The 14,949-nt window shown below is 68.7% G+C and carries 11 protein-coding genes; 4 read left to right on the top strand and 7 right to left on the bottom strand.

Features of this window, described 5'->3' with window-relative positions:
• Window positions 1–23: 23 nt before the first annotated feature.
• From HW274_RS05695 to HW274_RS05685, 3 genes are all read right to left on the bottom strand, one after another.
• On the bottom strand, window positions 24–1,076 hold the full coding sequence (locus HW274_RS05695; RefSeq protein WP_185989437.1) for a GNAT family N-acetyltransferase: 1,053 nt from the start codon (window positions 1,074–1,076) through the stop codon (window positions 24–26).
• A gap of 130 nt (window positions 1,077–1,206) precedes the next feature.
• The gene (locus HW274_RS05690) at window positions 1,207–3,459 is read right to left on the bottom strand and encodes a type IIA DNA topoisomerase subunit B (RefSeq protein ID WP_075253745.1); all 2,253 of its coding nucleotides are present in this window, start codon (window positions 3,457–3,459) and stop codon (window positions 1,207–1,209) included.
• Window positions 3,460–3,561: 102 nt separating this feature from the next.
• Window positions 3,562–4,347, bottom strand: coding sequence for a hypothetical protein (locus HW274_RS05685; RefSeq protein ID WP_185989436.1), 786 nt, complete (start codon window positions 4,345–4,347; stop codon window positions 3,562–3,564).
• A gap of 184 nt (window positions 4,348–4,531) precedes the next feature.
• Between HW274_RS05685 and HW274_RS05680 the strand changes: the two genes are divergently transcribed.
• The gene (locus tag HW274_RS05680) at window positions 4,532–4,804 is read left to right on the top strand and encodes a hypothetical protein (RefSeq protein ID WP_004565039.1); all 273 of its coding nucleotides are present in this window, start codon (window positions 4,532–4,534) and stop codon (window positions 4,802–4,804) included.
• A 235-nt stretch (window positions 4,805–5,039) separates the two neighbouring features.
• Window positions 5,040–5,447: a rhodanese-like domain-containing protein gene (locus HW274_RS05675; protein WP_075253743.1), complete on the top strand. Its 408-nt coding sequence runs from the start codon at window positions 5,040–5,042 to the stop codon at window positions 5,445–5,447.
• A gap of 11 nt (window positions 5,448–5,458) precedes the next feature.
• On the opposite strand, the gene HW274_RS05670 is transcribed toward HW274_RS05675, so the two are convergent.
• Both HW274_RS05670 and HW274_RS05665 read right to left on the bottom strand, forming a co-directional pair.
• Window positions 5,459–6,277, bottom strand: coding sequence for a serine protease (locus HW274_RS05670; protein WP_260679204.1), 819 nt, complete (start codon window positions 6,275–6,277; stop codon window positions 5,459–5,461).
• Between the two features lie 469 nt (window positions 6,278–6,746).
• Window positions 6,747–8,387, bottom strand: coding sequence for an RNA polymerase sigma factor (locus HW274_RS05665; RefSeq protein WP_185989434.1), 1,641 nt, complete (start codon window positions 8,385–8,387; stop codon window positions 6,747–6,749).
• Between the two features lie 225 nt (window positions 8,388–8,612).
• Here HW274_RS05665 and HW274_RS05660 point away from each other — a divergent pair, with 225 nt between their 5' ends.
• On the top strand, window positions 8,613–9,773 hold the full coding sequence (locus HW274_RS05660; protein WP_185989433.1) for a polyprenyl synthetase family protein: 1,161 nt from the start codon (window positions 8,613–8,615) through the stop codon (window positions 9,771–9,773).
• A gap of 99 nt (window positions 9,774–9,872) precedes the next feature.
• Window positions 9,873–11,900 carry a Stk1 family PASTA domain-containing Ser/Thr kinase gene (gene pknB, locus HW274_RS05655; protein WP_185989432.1) on the top strand — a complete coding sequence of 676 codons (2,028 nt, stop codon included), beginning with the start codon at window positions 9,873–9,875 and terminating at the stop codon, window positions 11,898–11,900.
• 77 nt (window positions 11,901–11,977) lie between these two features.
• On the opposite strand, the gene HW274_RS05650 is transcribed toward pknB, so the two are convergent.
• Entirely contained in the window at window positions 11,978–13,327 is a 1,350-nt protein-coding gene (locus HW274_RS05650; RefSeq protein WP_260679227.1) for a class II 3-deoxy-7-phosphoheptulonate synthase, read from the bottom strand.
• A gap of 317 nt (window positions 13,328–13,644) precedes the next feature.
• Window positions 13,645–14,874: a pyrophosphate--fructose-6-phosphate 1-phosphotransferase gene (locus tag HW274_RS05645; RefSeq protein WP_185989430.1), complete on the bottom strand. Its 1,230-nt coding sequence runs from the start codon at window positions 14,872–14,874 to the stop codon at window positions 13,645–13,647.
• Between the last annotated feature and the right edge of the window lie 75 nt (window positions 14,875–14,949).

The raw sequence follows: 14,949 nt of genomic DNA, 5'->3' as shown, positions 1-14,949 counted from the left end.
CTCCCGGGAGATGAACGCCCCGCTCAGACGTCGAGGGCGTAGAGGATGGTGCCGCGGGTGGGCACGTAGCCCAAGGACTCATACAGGTCCACGGCACCGCTGGGGTTGTCGGTGTCGACGCCGGCGGCGGCGTACTCCATGCCGTCGGCGGCGTAGGCGCGCATGGCGGCCACCAGCAGCGCGGGCCCGATCTGGCGGTGGCGGTAGTCGCTGAGGACCCCGAGCACGTCGGTGTAGCCCTCACGCCAGCCCAGGGCCTGCCAGTCCTGCTCGTAGCGACCCGAACGCAGGTACCCGGCGACACGGGCCCGGTCCCCCGAGCGATCCATGGCCACGAAGCTCCACTGGGGGGCGAAGTAGGCGCTGCCGGCGGTCCAGTCCTCGGGGGTGACGTTCTCCGTCTCCCAGGTCTCGGCCATGGCCTGGTTGTAGGCGCGCCGGACGTCATCGTCGATCTCGGGGGTCCACGGGTCGATGGTGATGAAGCCGTCCAGGTCCACCTCGGGGATCTCGTCGCCGAGGAATCGGCGCACCTCCCGGTACCAGCGCATCGGTTCGAAACCCATGTCCGCCAGGTGCCCTTGCATGCGCTCGTCGTCCGCCATGACGGTGGTGACCACGTGGGCGGGGATCTGGACCGCGCCCTTACGCGGCACGGAGCCGGCCCGCTCGGCGCCCACGAGGTGGCGGGCCCGCTCGGCCTGCCAGTGCAGGAGGGCGCGTCCGATGCCGCGGTTGCGCAATGCCGGGTCCACGGTGCCGGTCATAGAGGCGTAGATCTCCCCGGCCGGGCGCAGGCGTACCAGCCCGAAGGCGCGCATGACGCCATCGGTGTCGCGCCCGGCGACCCCGGAGTAGGTGGGGTCGAGGAAGTACTCGGCCGTCTCCTGCTCACTGGTGCGGTAGGGCGGGTTGTCGACGTCCTCGGCCCGGGCGATGAGCGCGGCCAGCTCGTGGTTGTCCTCCGGGCCCAGCGGCCGCCAAGTCAGCTCCCGTGACAGGGCCGAGCGGGGCCCCGGGCGCAGGATGGGCCACGGTGAGGATCCCGCCCGGCGGATGCCGTAACCGGGTGTCATCAGCACACCTCCCTCATGAGGACGAAGAAAGACGATCAGTCAGTGAACGACGAGCCTCGACCTTCGGCGGGCCGTGACACGAAGGTTACCGACCTTACCTGAAGGAGCGGCCGAGATCTGACGCGGGGGGTCAGGCGTCAATGCGCTCACGATCCACGTCACGGGCGCCTTCGACGATGAAGTCGCGGCGGGGCTCGACCGATGAGCCCATAAGGAGCTCGAAGACGGACTCGGCCTCCATGATCTGGGCCTCGTCCCCCAGGGTGATGCGCCGCAGGGTCCGGTGCTGGGGCTCCATGGTGGTCTCGGCGAGCTGGTGGGCGTCCATCTCCCCCAGCCCCTTGTAGCGCTGGGGCTCCTTGAAGCTGCGCCCCGCGCGCTCCAGGCGGCGCAGGGTGGTGACGAGCTCCTCGTCGGAGTAGGTGTAGATGATCTCCTTCTTGCGCCGCCCTGAGCCAGAGACCTCGATGCGGTGCAGGGGCGGGACGGCGGCGAAGACCCGGCCCGCCTCGATCATGGGGCGCATGTAGCGGAAGAAGAGGGTCAGCAGGAGGGTGCGGATGTGGGCGCCGTCGACGTCGGCGTCGGTCATGAGGATGACCTTGCCGTAGCGGGCGGCCTCCAGGTCGAAGGTGCGTCCGCTGCCGGCACCGACCACCTGGATAATGGCCGAGCACTCGACATTGCGCAGCATGTCGGCCTGGGAGGCCTTCTGCACGTTGAGGATCTTACCGCGGATCGGCAGGAGCGCCTGGAACTCGGAGTCGCGGGCGTTCTTGGCGGTTCCCAGGGCGGAGTCTCCCTCGACGATGAACAGCTCGGAGGCGGCGACGTCGTCGCTGCGGCAGTCGGCGAGCTTGGCCGGCAGGGAGGAGGTCTCCAGGGCGGTCTTGCGGCGGGTGATCTCCTTGTGCAGGCGCGCTGAGACGCGGGCGCGCATCTCACCGACGATCTTCTCCTCCAGGGCGCGCGCCTGGGTCTTGAGGTCCCGTTTGGAGGAGGTCAGCAGGGCGGTGAGCTCGCGCTCGACCACCTTGGAGACGATCTGGCGCACGGGCCCTGTGCCCAGGACCTCCTTGGTCTGGCCCTCAAACTGGGGCTCGGGCACGCGCACGGTGATGACGGCGGTCAGGCCCGCCATGATGTCGTCCTTCTCGACGCGGCCGTCCTTGGCGGTGAGCTTCAGGGCCCGGGAGTCGGCCTCGATGCGTTTGCGCAGCACCTTGGTGAGGGCCTGCTCGAATCCGGTCAGGTGAGTGCCGCCCATGGGGGTGGCGATGATGTTGACGAAGGAGCGCTCCGTGGTGTCGTAGCCGATCCCCCAGCGCAGGGCGACGTCGACCATGCAGGTGCGCTCGACCTCCACGGGGCGCAGGTGCCCGCTGGCGCGGTCGAGCTGTTGGACGGTCTCGGTGTAGGTGCCCTCGCCGGTGAGGCGGAAGGTGTCGGTGACTGAGCCGTCGGAGGCCAGGAAGTCGACGAAGTCGGCGGTGCCGCCCAGGGCCTGGAAGACCTCGATGCCGTCGTCATCGCCGGTGTCGAACAGGTCGCCGCGGTTCTCGGTGGCGTTCTTGGCGGCCGCCCGCAGGGTGACCTCGTGGACGGCGTCGTCGGTCTCGCCGGCGTCGGCGGCCGGCGTGGTGGAGGCGGCGATGGCCTCGGCCTCGGGGCGCTTGTCCTCCAGGCGCAGGGTGAGGCCCGGAACGAGAAAGCTGGTCTGACGCAGGCGGGCGCGCAGGGCGGCGGCGTCGTACTCGGTGGGCTTGGGGAAAATCTGGGGGTCGGCCCAGTAGCGGACCCGGGTTCCGGTCACGCCGCGGCGCACCTTGCCGATGACGCGCAGCTCGGAGGCCTTCGTGAACCCGGTGAAGGGTGAGGAGGGGCTGCGCCCGGCAGAGTCGTCGAATATGCCGGGCTCGCCGCGGTGGAAGCTCATGGCGTAGGTCTTGCCGCCGCGGTCGACCTCGACGTCCATGCGCTCGGCCAGGGCGTTGACGACGGACGCCCCCACACCGTGCAGGCCGCCGGCGGCACCGTAGGAGCCTCCGCCGAACTTCCCGCCGGCGTGCAGCTTGGTGTAGACGAGCTCGACGCCGGTCAGGCCGGAAGAGGGCTCGATGTCCACGGGCACGCCGCGCCCGTTGTCGCGCACCTCGATGGAGCCGTCATCGTGGACGGTCACTGAGATGTCGTCGCCGTGCCCCTCAAGGGCCTCGTCGACGGCGTTGTCGACAATCTCCCACACGCAGTGCATGAGACCGCGCTGGTCGGTGGAGCCGATGTACATTCCCGGGCGCTTGCGTACGGCCTCGAGCCCCTCCAGGACGGAGAGGTGGCGGGCGGAGTAGTCGCCCCGGCTGGTCTTGTTCTCAGATGAGGGCACGCTGGGAATCTAGCCGATCAGTGCCGCCGGCGCCTTGTGCCCCGCCGCGGTGCGCGTGTGGCGTCTTGCGTCATGCAGCCACACCCAAGGCCGTTGGGACCCCTACGTCAGCGGAAGGGCGGGGCTCACCCGCGCGCTGCCGATCCCGCGGTCGGCCTTGCCCAGCCGGAAGCGCACCCGCATCTTGAGCACGGTGCCGGAGACGGCCCGCCCGTCCACCAGCCCCTCGGCGGGCAAGAGCGTGAAGGTCCATCGCTCGGCGTAGTCGGAGTCGGGGACGAGTCCGGGCGGGCACTGCAGGAGGCGGGCTCCCCAGATCTGACGAGTCATGAGGGTGCGGGTGTCGACGCCGTCGACCTCGAAGAGCTCCGCGGCGGCGGTGACGTCCTCATGGCTTCCCGCCGATATCCCGTACTGGCCGACGACGCCGGCGACCACCATCCAGCCGTCCTTGGCCAGCGTGGTCCCGCCAGGACCGGTGGAGCCGGCGAGGTCGGCCCCCTCCCCCAGAGCCGGGTCGACGAGGTCCTCGGCCAGATCGGGCTGCTGACCCCGGCGGATGCCAAGGTCCATGGCCCCACGGGTGTCGAGCCGGTTGCTGGCCGGGATCGCCAGGAGCCCGTAGTCGACGTCGTCGGAGAAGCGGAAAGGGGCGAAGTGCTCCCTTAAGCGGGCCACGGTGCGCTCGGCCCGCGCCCAGCGGGCACCGGCACCAGCGCCGGCACCGCCTCCGTCTCCTGCGCCCTCGTCCAGGCACTCGGCGACGACCTCGGCGGGCGGTCGCAGCCCTACGGCCTCCAGCCTCTGTCGAAGGGCCGCGTTGGTCGCCCAGCCCGAGCGCTCCAGGCGCGCGATCTCGCGGTCGCGAAACTCCTGCACCACTGACATCCTGACGGCTCCCTCCCGAGTCCTGCGCTGTGACAGCTCGCCACGGCTGCTCTTCAGCATTCACCCGATCGGTCGGCTCTGTGGTGACGTGCGCCATGACGCCGGTGCGCCGTGGGCGAAAGCGCGTGCGCCTCAGGCGGAAACAGCCGCCTCTGACGGGTGAAGGCGTCTGCGTCATGATGCAATGCAGTCCATGAGCACAACCGGAACCTCAACCGCCACCCAGGCGGTGACCACCCTGGATGAGCAGACCACTCCTGCCGCCGACTCCGCCGAGCGCCCGCTGACCACAGCCGACCGCTGCGACGTCTGCGACGCACAGGCCTACGTCCGAGTCGTCATGCTGACCGGCGAACTCTTCTTCTGCGGCCACCACGCCCGCAAGCACGCAGACAAGCTCAAGGAGGTCGCCCTGCTGTTCCAGGACGAGACCTCGAGCCTGACCGCCGGCAGCTGACGCCGTCGGCCGGCCGGCTCGGCCGATAACCCGGCCAACGTGGACTTTTTCACTGAGGTCGGCACTGCGATTCACTGAGCATCACAGCCGTTTTCTACCGGATGCCGCATATCCTCGTTCCTGAGGCTTACTCTTGCTCCCGCCCCGAGTCTCCCGACGCAGAGCCTCGCCCTGATCGAAGCATCCTGCCCCGCATCCAGGCTTGACGAAGCCGCATCCCCTCAAGGAACTGTCTGTGAAACGCTCCCTCCGCGTCATGACCGCCTCTACCCTGCTCGTCCTCTGCGGCGCACTCGCGCTTTCCGGATGCTCCGGTTCCACCGGCTCCAGCGCCTCCTCCTCAGCCAACACCGCCTCGGCGGGCGCGAAGGCTGCAGGTCCGGTCATCATCGATCTGCGTTCGGCTGAGGAGTTCAAGAAGGGGCACCTGGAGGGGGCCGTTAACTACGACTTCTCCTCGGGTGATTTCTCCAGCCAGATCTCGGGCCTGGACCGCAGCTCCCAGTACCAGCTCTACGGCTCCGCCGACCAGCCCAAGATGGCCAGCGCCGTCATGCGCAACGCCGGCTTCTCCAGCGTCACCGAACTGGGAACCCTCGACGCCGCCAAGAAGACCACCGGGGCCAAGGTCGTCACCGACTGAGGCCCCTCCGCTCAGTCCCCGGCGGTCGCGTCCAACATGGTTTTGACCGTATCAGTGAAGTAGGGACCTCGGTTCACACCGTCCAGCGGCCGCCACAGGGAGGTCACCGACCTCACGTAACCGAGCCCGGTGGACTCGTTGTAGCGGTAGAGCCAGGGCCCGCCTGAAGCCCCCATACCGAAGTCGCAGCCCTCGACTTTCAGCTTGCCCTCCGACTGCTCCGTGGTCCTGACGCAGGAATGGACAGTGCTACTGCCGTCGGGGGTCGTCTTGTTGGTGGGGTATCCGAAGATCGTGGCTCGGAAAACGTAACTGCCTCCCCACGCCAGCCCGTATCCACCCACGACATCGGCAACAGGCTTGTTGGCGTCCCCACCGTTGTTGAGCGTCACGTAGGCGACGTCGCTGCTGTAGTCAGTCTGATCGGCTCGCCAGCTGTTGAAAGTGCGTATTGAACGAACCGTCCATACTCCCACCGGATCCGGGTCGGCCTGGGTGCGGTCATAGTCCGGCACGAAGACCGCATCCTTCACCCACCCTTCCTCGGCGTTGTAGACGCAGTGAGCCGCCGTGATGACGACGCTCTTGGACGGGGTACTGAGCACCGAGGCGGTGCAGTAGGTGTTGTCAGAGGCGTAACCGTTGAAGAACAGCTTCCCCTTGGCCCTGGCGGGCGGTGTCGCTCCCTCATCAGCAACCGGGGCGACGGGCTCAGTCATTGCCGCCGGATCCGTGGAGCTGGAGCTGTCACCATTGTTGCCGTCGGCCACCGACCGTTCTTGAGTCGAGTCATCAGCCGCAGGAGAATCCAGGGACTTGGAGGCAGCCATACGCTCATGTGTCCAGTAATTCAGAACGTTCTGGTCCGGTGCATGGTTCACTGTGGTCGCAGGCAGCTCATCGGGAATCGGCTCTGCGCTCCTACCGAAGCTGGTGGGCGCGGTCACCGCCATCGAAGCAGCCTCAGCTCCCCCTGCCAGCACCGGCTCAGCGCCATGAGCCGACGGGGAGACCAGGGACAGTGGGACCATTCCTGCCGCCGCCAGCATGAGTACTGCAGCAGCAGTCATCGGTCTGCACAATCGAGCAGTTCTCTTCATTGGTTCGCTCCCGATGTGACGTAGTTATTTACCTTCATCCAACGGAAGAAACCTACCACTATTACTACCGTTCGGTCTGCCGAAGGAACCGAGCATCAGGCACGTCGATAACGGCGTCGGCCCCGGAACCTCATGGGTATCGGGGCCGACGCCGTTGACACGAAGGAGCCGGGAGTGCCCTTCGTCAGAGGCAGTCCGCTCAGTCCAGGTAGTCGCGCAGGACCTGGCTGCGCGAGGGGTGGCGCAGCTTGGACATGGTCTTGGACTCGATCTGGCGGATGCGCTCCCGGGTGACCCCGTAGACCTTGCCGATCTCATCGAGGGTCTTGGGCTGGCCATCGGTCAGACCGAAACGCATGGAGACCACGCCGGCCTCACGCTCCGAGAGGGTGTCCAGCACGGCGTGGAGCTGCTCCTGCAGGAGGGTGAAGCTCACCGCGTCGGCCGGGACCACGGCCTCGGAGTCCTCAATGAGGTCGCCGAACTCGGAGTCCCCGTCCTCACCCAGGGGGGTGTGCAGGGAGATCGGCTCGCGGCCGTACTTCTGGACCTCGACGACCTTCTCCGGGGTCATGTCCAGCTCGACGGCCAGCTCCTCCGGGGTGGGCTCACGTCCCAGGTCCTGGAGCATCTGGCGCTGCACGCGGGCGAGCTTGTTGATGACCTCGACCATGTGCACCGGGATGCGGATGGTGCGGGCCTGGTCCGCCATCGCGCGGGTGATGGCCTGGCGGATCCACCAGGTGGCGTAGGTGGAGAACTTGAAGCCCTTGGTGTAGTCGAACTTCTCCACGGCGCGGATGAGGCCCAGGTTGCCCTCCTGGATGAGGTCCAGGAAGAGCATGCCGCGGCCCGTGTAGCGCTTGGCCAGGGAGACCACCAGTCGCAGGTTGGCCTCCAGGAGGTGGTTCTTGGCCCTCTGGCCGTCCTGGGCCACCCAGTGCAGCTCGCGACGCAGCTTGGCCGGCAGGTCGTTGCCCTCCTCGGCCAGGCGGTGCTCGGCGTAAAGGCCGGCCTCGATGCGCTTGGCGAGCTCGACCTCCTGCTCGGCGTTCAGCAGCGCGACCTTACCGATCTGCTTGAGGTAGTCCTTGACCGGGTCCGCGGTGGCGCCGGCGGTGACGACCCGCTGGGCGGGCTCATCGCCCTCGTCAGAGTCGGAGACGGTGAAGGAGCCGTCCTTGTCCTGGGACTTGCCGCGCTTGCCGGACTTCTTGGAGGCGGCCTTCTCCGCCTCCTCCCGGCGCATGCGCTCGAGCTCACCGGTCAGGGCCGCGATGGAGGGCTGCATCTTGATGCCCTTGATGACCCATCCGCGGAAGATGTAGCCGTTCTGAGCCAGGTAGTCGCGCGCCACCATGGGGGCGGAGTCGCCGATGACGAAGCGGGGCACCGGTCCGTGGCCGTAGGGGGCCAGCGTGATGGGCTCCTCCAGGGTTCCGTGGCCGGCGATCTCGAGGTTCTCCACGACCGTGCGCGAGCGCACGAAGAGAGTCGCCCCCGGGGCCAGGCGGACCCCCTTGAGAGAGGCGGGGTTGTTGAAGGGGCTGCGCTTGGAGCCGTCGCCGTTGTCCTCCAGGCTCACGTCCAGGTAGTAGTCGCGCAGCTCGGGGGCCGGGCCGTCATCCTCCTGGACGGCCTGCGCCTCGGAGTCGTCGTCCTGGTCCTCGTCCTCGTCGGAGGAGTCCTCGTCGCCGTCAGAGTCGTCGTAGTCCTCGTCGTCATAGTCGGCGTCGTCGTCTCCTTCGTCGTCGAGGTCGAAGTCCTCGTCGTCGAGCGGGGTCTCGTCGACGTCGTCAGTGAGCTCGGTGCTGGAGCGCGTCACTGTGGAAGAAGCCACGGAGTTCCTTTCGCGTGGGCGGGCGGACAGCCGGCGACGGGGTATGGGAACCCGCTCCGGCACAGTAGACAACCCTCGAATTGTAGCGTTTATTCCCCAGGATCACCGCACAGACGACTTAGTACGCCCTCATCTCGTTCGCACTCGGCGTCGCGCCGCGGCAAACCCACCACCACTGGGGTCGCCGGCCCTCCTGACATCTGAGCTGGGACTACTCTGGCGATCATGAGTGCGCTGCCTGCGGCCCTGGGCCGTGTCCGTCCCGTCGTCGAGCACCGTCTGACCCAGGTCCTGGAGGACTGCCGCCGGCGCTGGGAGGACCTGGGCCAGGCCGCCCCGGAACTGCTCGAGGCCGCCGGGAGCGTCCTGAGTGGGGGCAAGCGCATGCGTGCCGTCCTGGGGGCCGTCGGCTGCGCGATCCTGAGCGCCCCGGAGCATCGATCCGAGTGCCTGACCGGTTTCGACGCCGTCCACCTGGGTGCGGCGCTGGAGCTCTACCAGGCCAGTGCCCTGGTCCACGACGACCTCATGGACGGTGCTGACACGCGTCGGGGCCTGCCCGCGGCGCACCGGGTCTTCGCCCGGGACCACGAGGCCCGGGGCTGGCTGGGGCGCCCGCAGACCTTCGGGGCCAATGGCGCCATCCTGCTCGGCGACCTCCTGCTGTCCCTGGCGGCTGAGGAGATGAGCGCGCTGGCGTCGTCGCGCGCCTCCAGCCAGACCCGAGGCAGTGCGGTGCGGTACGCCCGGTCCGCCTTCGACGCCATGACCACCGAGGTGGCCCTGGGCCAGTTCCTCGACGTGCGCAGCGAGAACCTGCCCCTGCCCTGGGACCAGGAGCCGGGCGCCGCGGCCAGGCGCATGCAGTGCGATGCCCTGTCGGTCGTGCGGCACAAGTCGGCCCGCTACTCGGTGCGCCACCCGCTGCTCATCGGCGCCCTCCTGGCCGGCCTGGACCCGAGCGGGACCACCGCCGAGCATCTGGCCGCCTTCGGCGAGGACGTCGGTATCGCCTTCCAGCTGCGCGACGACGAGCTGGGGGTCTTCGGCTCGCCGCAGGCCACCGGCAAGCCGGCCGGCGACGATCTTCGCGAGGGCAAGCGCACAGTGCTGCTGGCCCTGACCTGGGGGCGATGCGACGAGGCTGGCCGACAGCTGCTCGGCAGCGTCCTGGCCAATCCTGAGGCCACGGAGGAGCAGATCGGCGAGGTCGCCGCTCTCATTGAGGACTGCGGCGCGCGCGCCGCCCACGAAGAGATCATCGCCGCGCACCGCGAGGCCGGGAACCGGGCGCTGGAGCGCCTCGGGGACGAGGGCGTGGTGAGCACCGCATCCCTGGAGGACCTGGCAGTGCTGGCGGACCTGCTGACGCACCGAGTCTCCTGATCCGGCGCGGGAAACGGGGCGCCCCGCCAGGTGGGCAGTACTACCCGCCTGATCCGGCCGGCGGCTGTGACCACCCCACCGGCATCGTAGAATCGCGACGTGGTCACAGATCCCCTCATTGGTCGGTTGGTCGACTCTCGCTACGAGATCGTCGACCGCCTAGCGCGTGGCGGGATGGCCACCGTCTACCGCGCTCATGACCGTCGCCTGGACCGGACCGTGGCGCTCAAGCTCATGCACGCCCACCTGGCCGACTCCCCCGACTTCGTCTCGCGCTTCCGCCGTGAGGCGCGGGCCGCGGCACGCCTGTCCAACCCGGGCGTGGTGGCCGTCTTCGACCAGGGCAGCCTCGACGGGGTCGCCTACCTCGTCATGGAGTACGTCGAGGGACCCACGTTGCGAGACCTCATTGCGGCGGGACCGCTGTCGGTCAAGGAGGCCCTGGGGCTGGTGGCCCAGCTGTTGCGTCCGCTCGGCGCGGCCCACCGGGCCGGCCTGGTCCACCGCGATATCAAGCCGGAGAACGTGCTGCTGCCCTCGGACGGCTCGGTGGCCAAGGTGGCCGACTTCGGCCTGGCACGGGCAGTCACGGAGGTGACGCAGACGACGACGGGCAACGTGCTGGGCACGGTCGCCTACCTGGCACCTGAGCTCATCACCTCCGGGGACTCCACCTCTCGCGCCGATGTCTTCTCCGCCGGGGTGGTCCTCTACGAGCTCCTCACCGGCCAGCAGCCCTTCACCGCGGACTCCCCTATTCAGATCGCCTTCCGCAACGTCCACGAGGACGTGCCCCTGCCCTCCAAGCTGGTGCCCGAGATGCCGGCCGACGTCGACGAGCTCGTGGCCACCATGACTCGCCGTGAGCCGCAGGAGCGTCCGGCCGACGCCGACGAGGCGCTGGCGCTGCTGCGCAACGTCGTCGACGAGCTCACCGACTCCGAGCTCTCCGTGCGCCGCGGGGGCGGGACCGGCTCCATCCGGACCCAGCAGGTCATGACGGCCAATGCTCAGGCCGCCCGCTCCGCCATCGACAATGAGCCCCAGGACGACGCCGACGATACTTCCGCCGAGGAGGCCTCGCCGCACGCCGGGATGCGCACCGTCTCCCTTCCCATTGGTTCCATCGGCCCGGACTCCAAGGGGAGAACACGTGCGCTCTCCCGCAAGGCCCTGGCGGCCGATGCTCAGAAGACCACTGCCGTCCCTACCTCGAAGAAGAGCAATGGCGGCTTCAGTCGCCGGCGTGCACTCGTCATCGGGCTGCTGGCCGTCGCCGGAACCGGTGCGAGCGCCACCTGGTACCTGACGGCCGGTCCCGGCAGACGAGTTTCCGTGCCCAACATCGTCGGCATGTCTGAGGACCAGGCGCAGCTCGCCCTGGAGAAGCAGGGACTCGACTGGGGCACGCCCGAACGCGTCTACTCCGACACGGTCCCCGCGGGCAGCATCGTCTCCTGCCAGCCGAAGGCGGGCCAAAAGGTGGGGCTCGGCCAGGCCGTGACCGCCACCGTCTCCCGAGGCGTGGAGACCAAGACCGTTCCCGACGTCGTCAGGAAGACCAAGGACCAGGCCACGGCCGCGATCACGGCGGCCGGCCTGACCCTGGGGGACGTCACGGAGGAGTACTCCGCCAGCGTGGAGTCGGGCAAGGTCATCTCCTGCGACCCCAAGGCCGGCAAGGTCATCAAGCACACCGAGAAGGTCTCGCTCGTGGTCTCCAAGGGCAAGGAGCCGGCAACGATTCCCGACGTGACCGGTATGAGCGAGGACGAGGCCAAGAAGGTCCTGGAGGACGCCGGGCTGAAGAAGGGCAAGGTCAGCAAGGGCTACTCCGACTCCGTGGCCAAGGGGAACATCATCTCCTCCTCCCCCATCGCCGGGGCTTCGGGCTACTACAAGGGCGACTCGGTGGACCTGACGGTCTCCAAGGGGCCGGAGAAGGTGACGGTGCCGGATGTGACCGGTAAGAGCCAGGACGAGGCCAAGAAGGTCCTGGAGGACGCCGGGCTCAAGGTGGAGGTCAATAAGCGCCTGGGTGGTCCCTTCGGGACGGTGCGCTCCACTGATCCTGCGCCGGGCTCCAGCGTTAAGCCGGACTCCAAGGTCACCATCAACATCTTCTGACGAATGTGGCCCAGTGCCGCTTCAGCGGACCGGGCCACGTTTCGCCTGCTCTGCAGGCGGGCGCTCAGCGAGTGTTCTCAGCCCTTGAGCATCTCGGCGATCTCGAAGGCCACCTCGAGGGACTGCTGGTGGTTGAGTCGCGGGTCGACGAGGGTCTCGTAGTGCTCGGCCAGGCCGGCCTCGTCAATGTGCTCGCCGCCGCCGAGGACCTCGGTGACGTCGTCGCCGGTGAGCTCGACGTGGATGCCGCCCGGGGCGGTGCCCAGGGTGCGGTGCACCTCGAAGAAGCCGCGGATCTCGTCGAGGATCGTCTCGAAGCGGCGGGTCTTGTAGCCGTTGTCGGAGGTGATGGTGTTGCCGTGCATGGGGTCGGCGATCCAGGTGACGGGGCGCCCGTCGGCGCGCACCGCCTCCACCAGCGGCGGCAGGGCCTCGCGGATGCGGTCGGCGCCCATGCGGGTGATGAGGGACAGGCGTCCGGGCAGGCCCTCGGGGTTGAGGCGGTCCATGAGCCGGGAGAGGTCGTCGGGGGACGTGGTGGGGCCGACCTTGACGCCCACGGGGTTGTGGACGCCGGCGAGGATGGCGACGTGGGCGCCGTCGGCCTCGCGGGTGCGCTCCCCCACCCAGAGCATGTGGGCGGAGGTGTCGTAGAGGCGCCCGGAGCGGGAGTCCTCGCGGATCATGGCGTCCTCGTACTCCAGGAGGAGGGCCTCGTGGGCGGCGTAGAAGTCGACCTGGCGCAGGGCCTCGAAGTCCACGCCGGCGGCCTCCATGAAGCGCATGGCTCGGTCAAGCTCCTCGGCAAAGGACTCGAAGCGCTTGTAGGCGGGGTTGGCGGTGAAGCCGCGGTTCCAGGAGTGGACCTCGCGCAGGTCCGCGTAACCGCCCATCGTGAAGGCGCGGATGAGGTTGAGGGTGGTGCCCGAGCGCAGGTAGGCGTCCAGCATGCGGGTGGGGTCGGGGATGCGGGCCTCGGGGGTGAACTCGTGGCCGTTGACGGAGTCGCCGCGGAAGGCGGGCAGGGTGACCTCGCCGCGGGTCTCGGTGTCCGAGCTGCGGGGCTTGGCGTACTGGCCGGCCATGCGGCCGATCTTGACCACGGGCGTGGAGGCGCCGTAGGTGAGGACCGCGGCCATTTGGAGGATGGTCTGGACCTTGAGACGGATGTTGTCGGCCGTGTTGTGGGTGAAGGACTCGGCGCAGTCCCCGCCCATGAGGACGAAGGCCTCCCCGGTGCTGGCCTGGGCGATGAGCTCGCGCAGGGAGTCGACCTCTCCGGCGAAGACGAGCGGGGGCCGGCGGCGCAGGTCCGCCACCACGTCGGCAAGCGCGGCCTCATCAGGGTAGGCGGGCTGCTGGAGGGCGGGCAGGTGGCGCCATGCGGGGGCCTGGGCGTCCGTGCGGGCGGCGGAGAGCTCGTTCATCACGCCCGTCAGCATAGGCCAGTCGGGAGATTGCCCGGGTTCGGCGCCGCATCGCGAAACACGGGGGTTGGGAGACGAATTCTGTCACTGTGGGCGACTTTTAGGGCTGCAACAGAGCGCGCACGGACCGGTTGCAACGCTGTGACCTGCACGGATGCGAAGGCCTCCGTTCCAGGAGCGCAGCAGGCGGGTTGAATAGCCGCCAAACGTGACACATAGGGTCGCCGGCACCCCCTCCAAGGCACAGACGGGCACAGAGAAGCGGCCGGCGCCGTCACGAGGACGGCACCGGCCGCGGCAAGGGTGCAGGCTCAGCCTCAGTGTTCGGGGGCGACCTCGGCGGGCTCGACCTTCTGGCCCAGCTCGGCCATGAGGTCGGTGAACCAGGCCTGGGTGATGTCGAAGGGCTTGGCGCCGGCGATGCGCGGGAAGGCGATCGCGGTGAGCTCGTCGTTGTTCTCCTCGTCCTGGCCGATGACGCCGGACTCGCCGCGCAGGGCGCAGTCGACAGCCAGGTCGCACATCTTCTTGATGAGGGCGAGGTCCTCGGCGTTGGCGTGGGCGGCGCGCGAGTAGTAGCCGGACTTCTGGACCATGACCTTCTCAGCGCCGATGAGCTCGGCGAACTGCTTGGCGAACCACTGGCCGGGGTTGATGGTGTCGAGCTTGACGTGGCCGAAGGGGTCGCGCTGGACCTCCTGGCCGGCGGCCTCCATCTCCGCGATGATCTCGGGGACGCCGGCGCCCTCGGACAGGAAGATGTTGACGTTGCCCTGCTCGTCCATGATGGCCTTGAGGCGCTCGGCCTCGGCGGCGATGTCGAGCTTCATCTCGGGGAGGAAGACGGCGTGGACGTCCCAGCGCTCCTTGGTCAGGCCGAGGGAGGGGGCCCACTGCTTGGTCTGGAGCAGGTCGTGGTAGCGGCGGGCGGTCTCGGCGGTGAGGTAGCCGCAGTTGCGGCCCATGCACTCGTGGACGATGAGCATGCGGGGGTTGGAGCGGTGCTCGCCGATGACGTTGAAGGCGAAGCCGGCGCCCTCGTCGGCCGCGGTCCAGGCGCCCAGGGACTGGCGGATCGGAACCACGTCGTTGTCGATGGTCTTGGGCAGGCCGACGACGGTGAGCTCGTAGTCGTTCTCGTGGAGGTAGGCGGCCAAGTCAGCGGCGGTGGTGTTGGTGTCGTCGCCACCGATGGTGTGCAGGACGTCGACGCCGTCCTTGCGCAGCTGCTCGGCGGCGAACTCCAGGGGGTTGACACCCTCCTCGACGAGGCCGCGCTCGACGAGGTTCTTGGCGTTGGTGAGCTTGACGCGAGAGTTGCCGATCGGGGACCCGCCGAAGTCGCGCAGGATGCCGGCGTTCTTGCGGCCCTCTTCGTCAATGACGATGTAGTTGCCGGTGAGCAGGCCGTGGTAGCCGTACTGGTAGGCGATGATCTCGACCTCGGGAGCGACCTGCGTGTAGCGCTCGATGAGGTCGCCGACGGCAGCGGACAGACAGGGGGCGAAACCGCCAGCGGTGAGCAGGGCGACGCGACGAATCGACATCGGGAACCTTTCGGGTTGTGGGTACTCGGGGTCAGCGCCCCGGCCGGATCGGGCGGCACGGGCCGCACCGGGCGT

Origin of the sequence: Actinomyces sp. oral taxon 169, assembly GCF_013394715.1 — a bacterium.
Classification (GTDB): Bacteria; Actinomycetota; Actinomycetes; order Actinomycetales; family Actinomycetaceae; genus Actinomyces.
Note: the sequence above shows the minus strand (reverse complement) of the source record. Positions and strands in the feature narration are given on the sequence as shown.

What these genes read in the sequence shown, in the direction of transcription:
- HW274_RS05695 (WP_185989437.1), bottom strand. Translation starts at nt 1,076, where the DNA reads ATGACACCCGGTTACGGCATCCGCCGGGCGGGATCCTCACCGTGGCCC.
- HW274_RS05650 (WP_260679227.1), bottom strand. Translation starts at nt 13,327, where the DNA reads ATGAACGAGCTCTCCGCCGCCCGCACGGACGCCCAGGCCCCCGCATGG.
- HW274_RS05670 (WP_260679204.1), bottom strand. Translation starts at nt 6,277, where the DNA reads ATGGCTGCCTCCAAGTCCCTGGATTCTCCTGCGGCTGATGACTCGACT.
- HW274_RS05660 (WP_185989433.1), top strand. Translation starts at nt 8,613, where the DNA reads ATGAGTGCGCTGCCTGCGGCCCTGGGCCGTGTCCGTCCCGTCGTCGAG.
- HW274_RS05680 (WP_004565039.1), top strand. Translation starts at nt 4,532, where the DNA reads ATGCAGTCCATGAGCACAACCGGAACCTCAACCGCCACCCAGGCGGTG.
- HW274_RS05645 (WP_185989430.1), bottom strand. Translation starts at nt 14,874, where the DNA reads ATGTCGATTCGTCGCGTCGCCCTGCTCACCGCTGGCGGTTTCGCCCCC.
- HW274_RS05685 (WP_185989436.1), bottom strand. Translation starts at nt 4,347, where the DNA reads ATGTCAGTGGTGCAGGAGTTTCGCGACCGCGAGATCGCGCGCCTGGAG.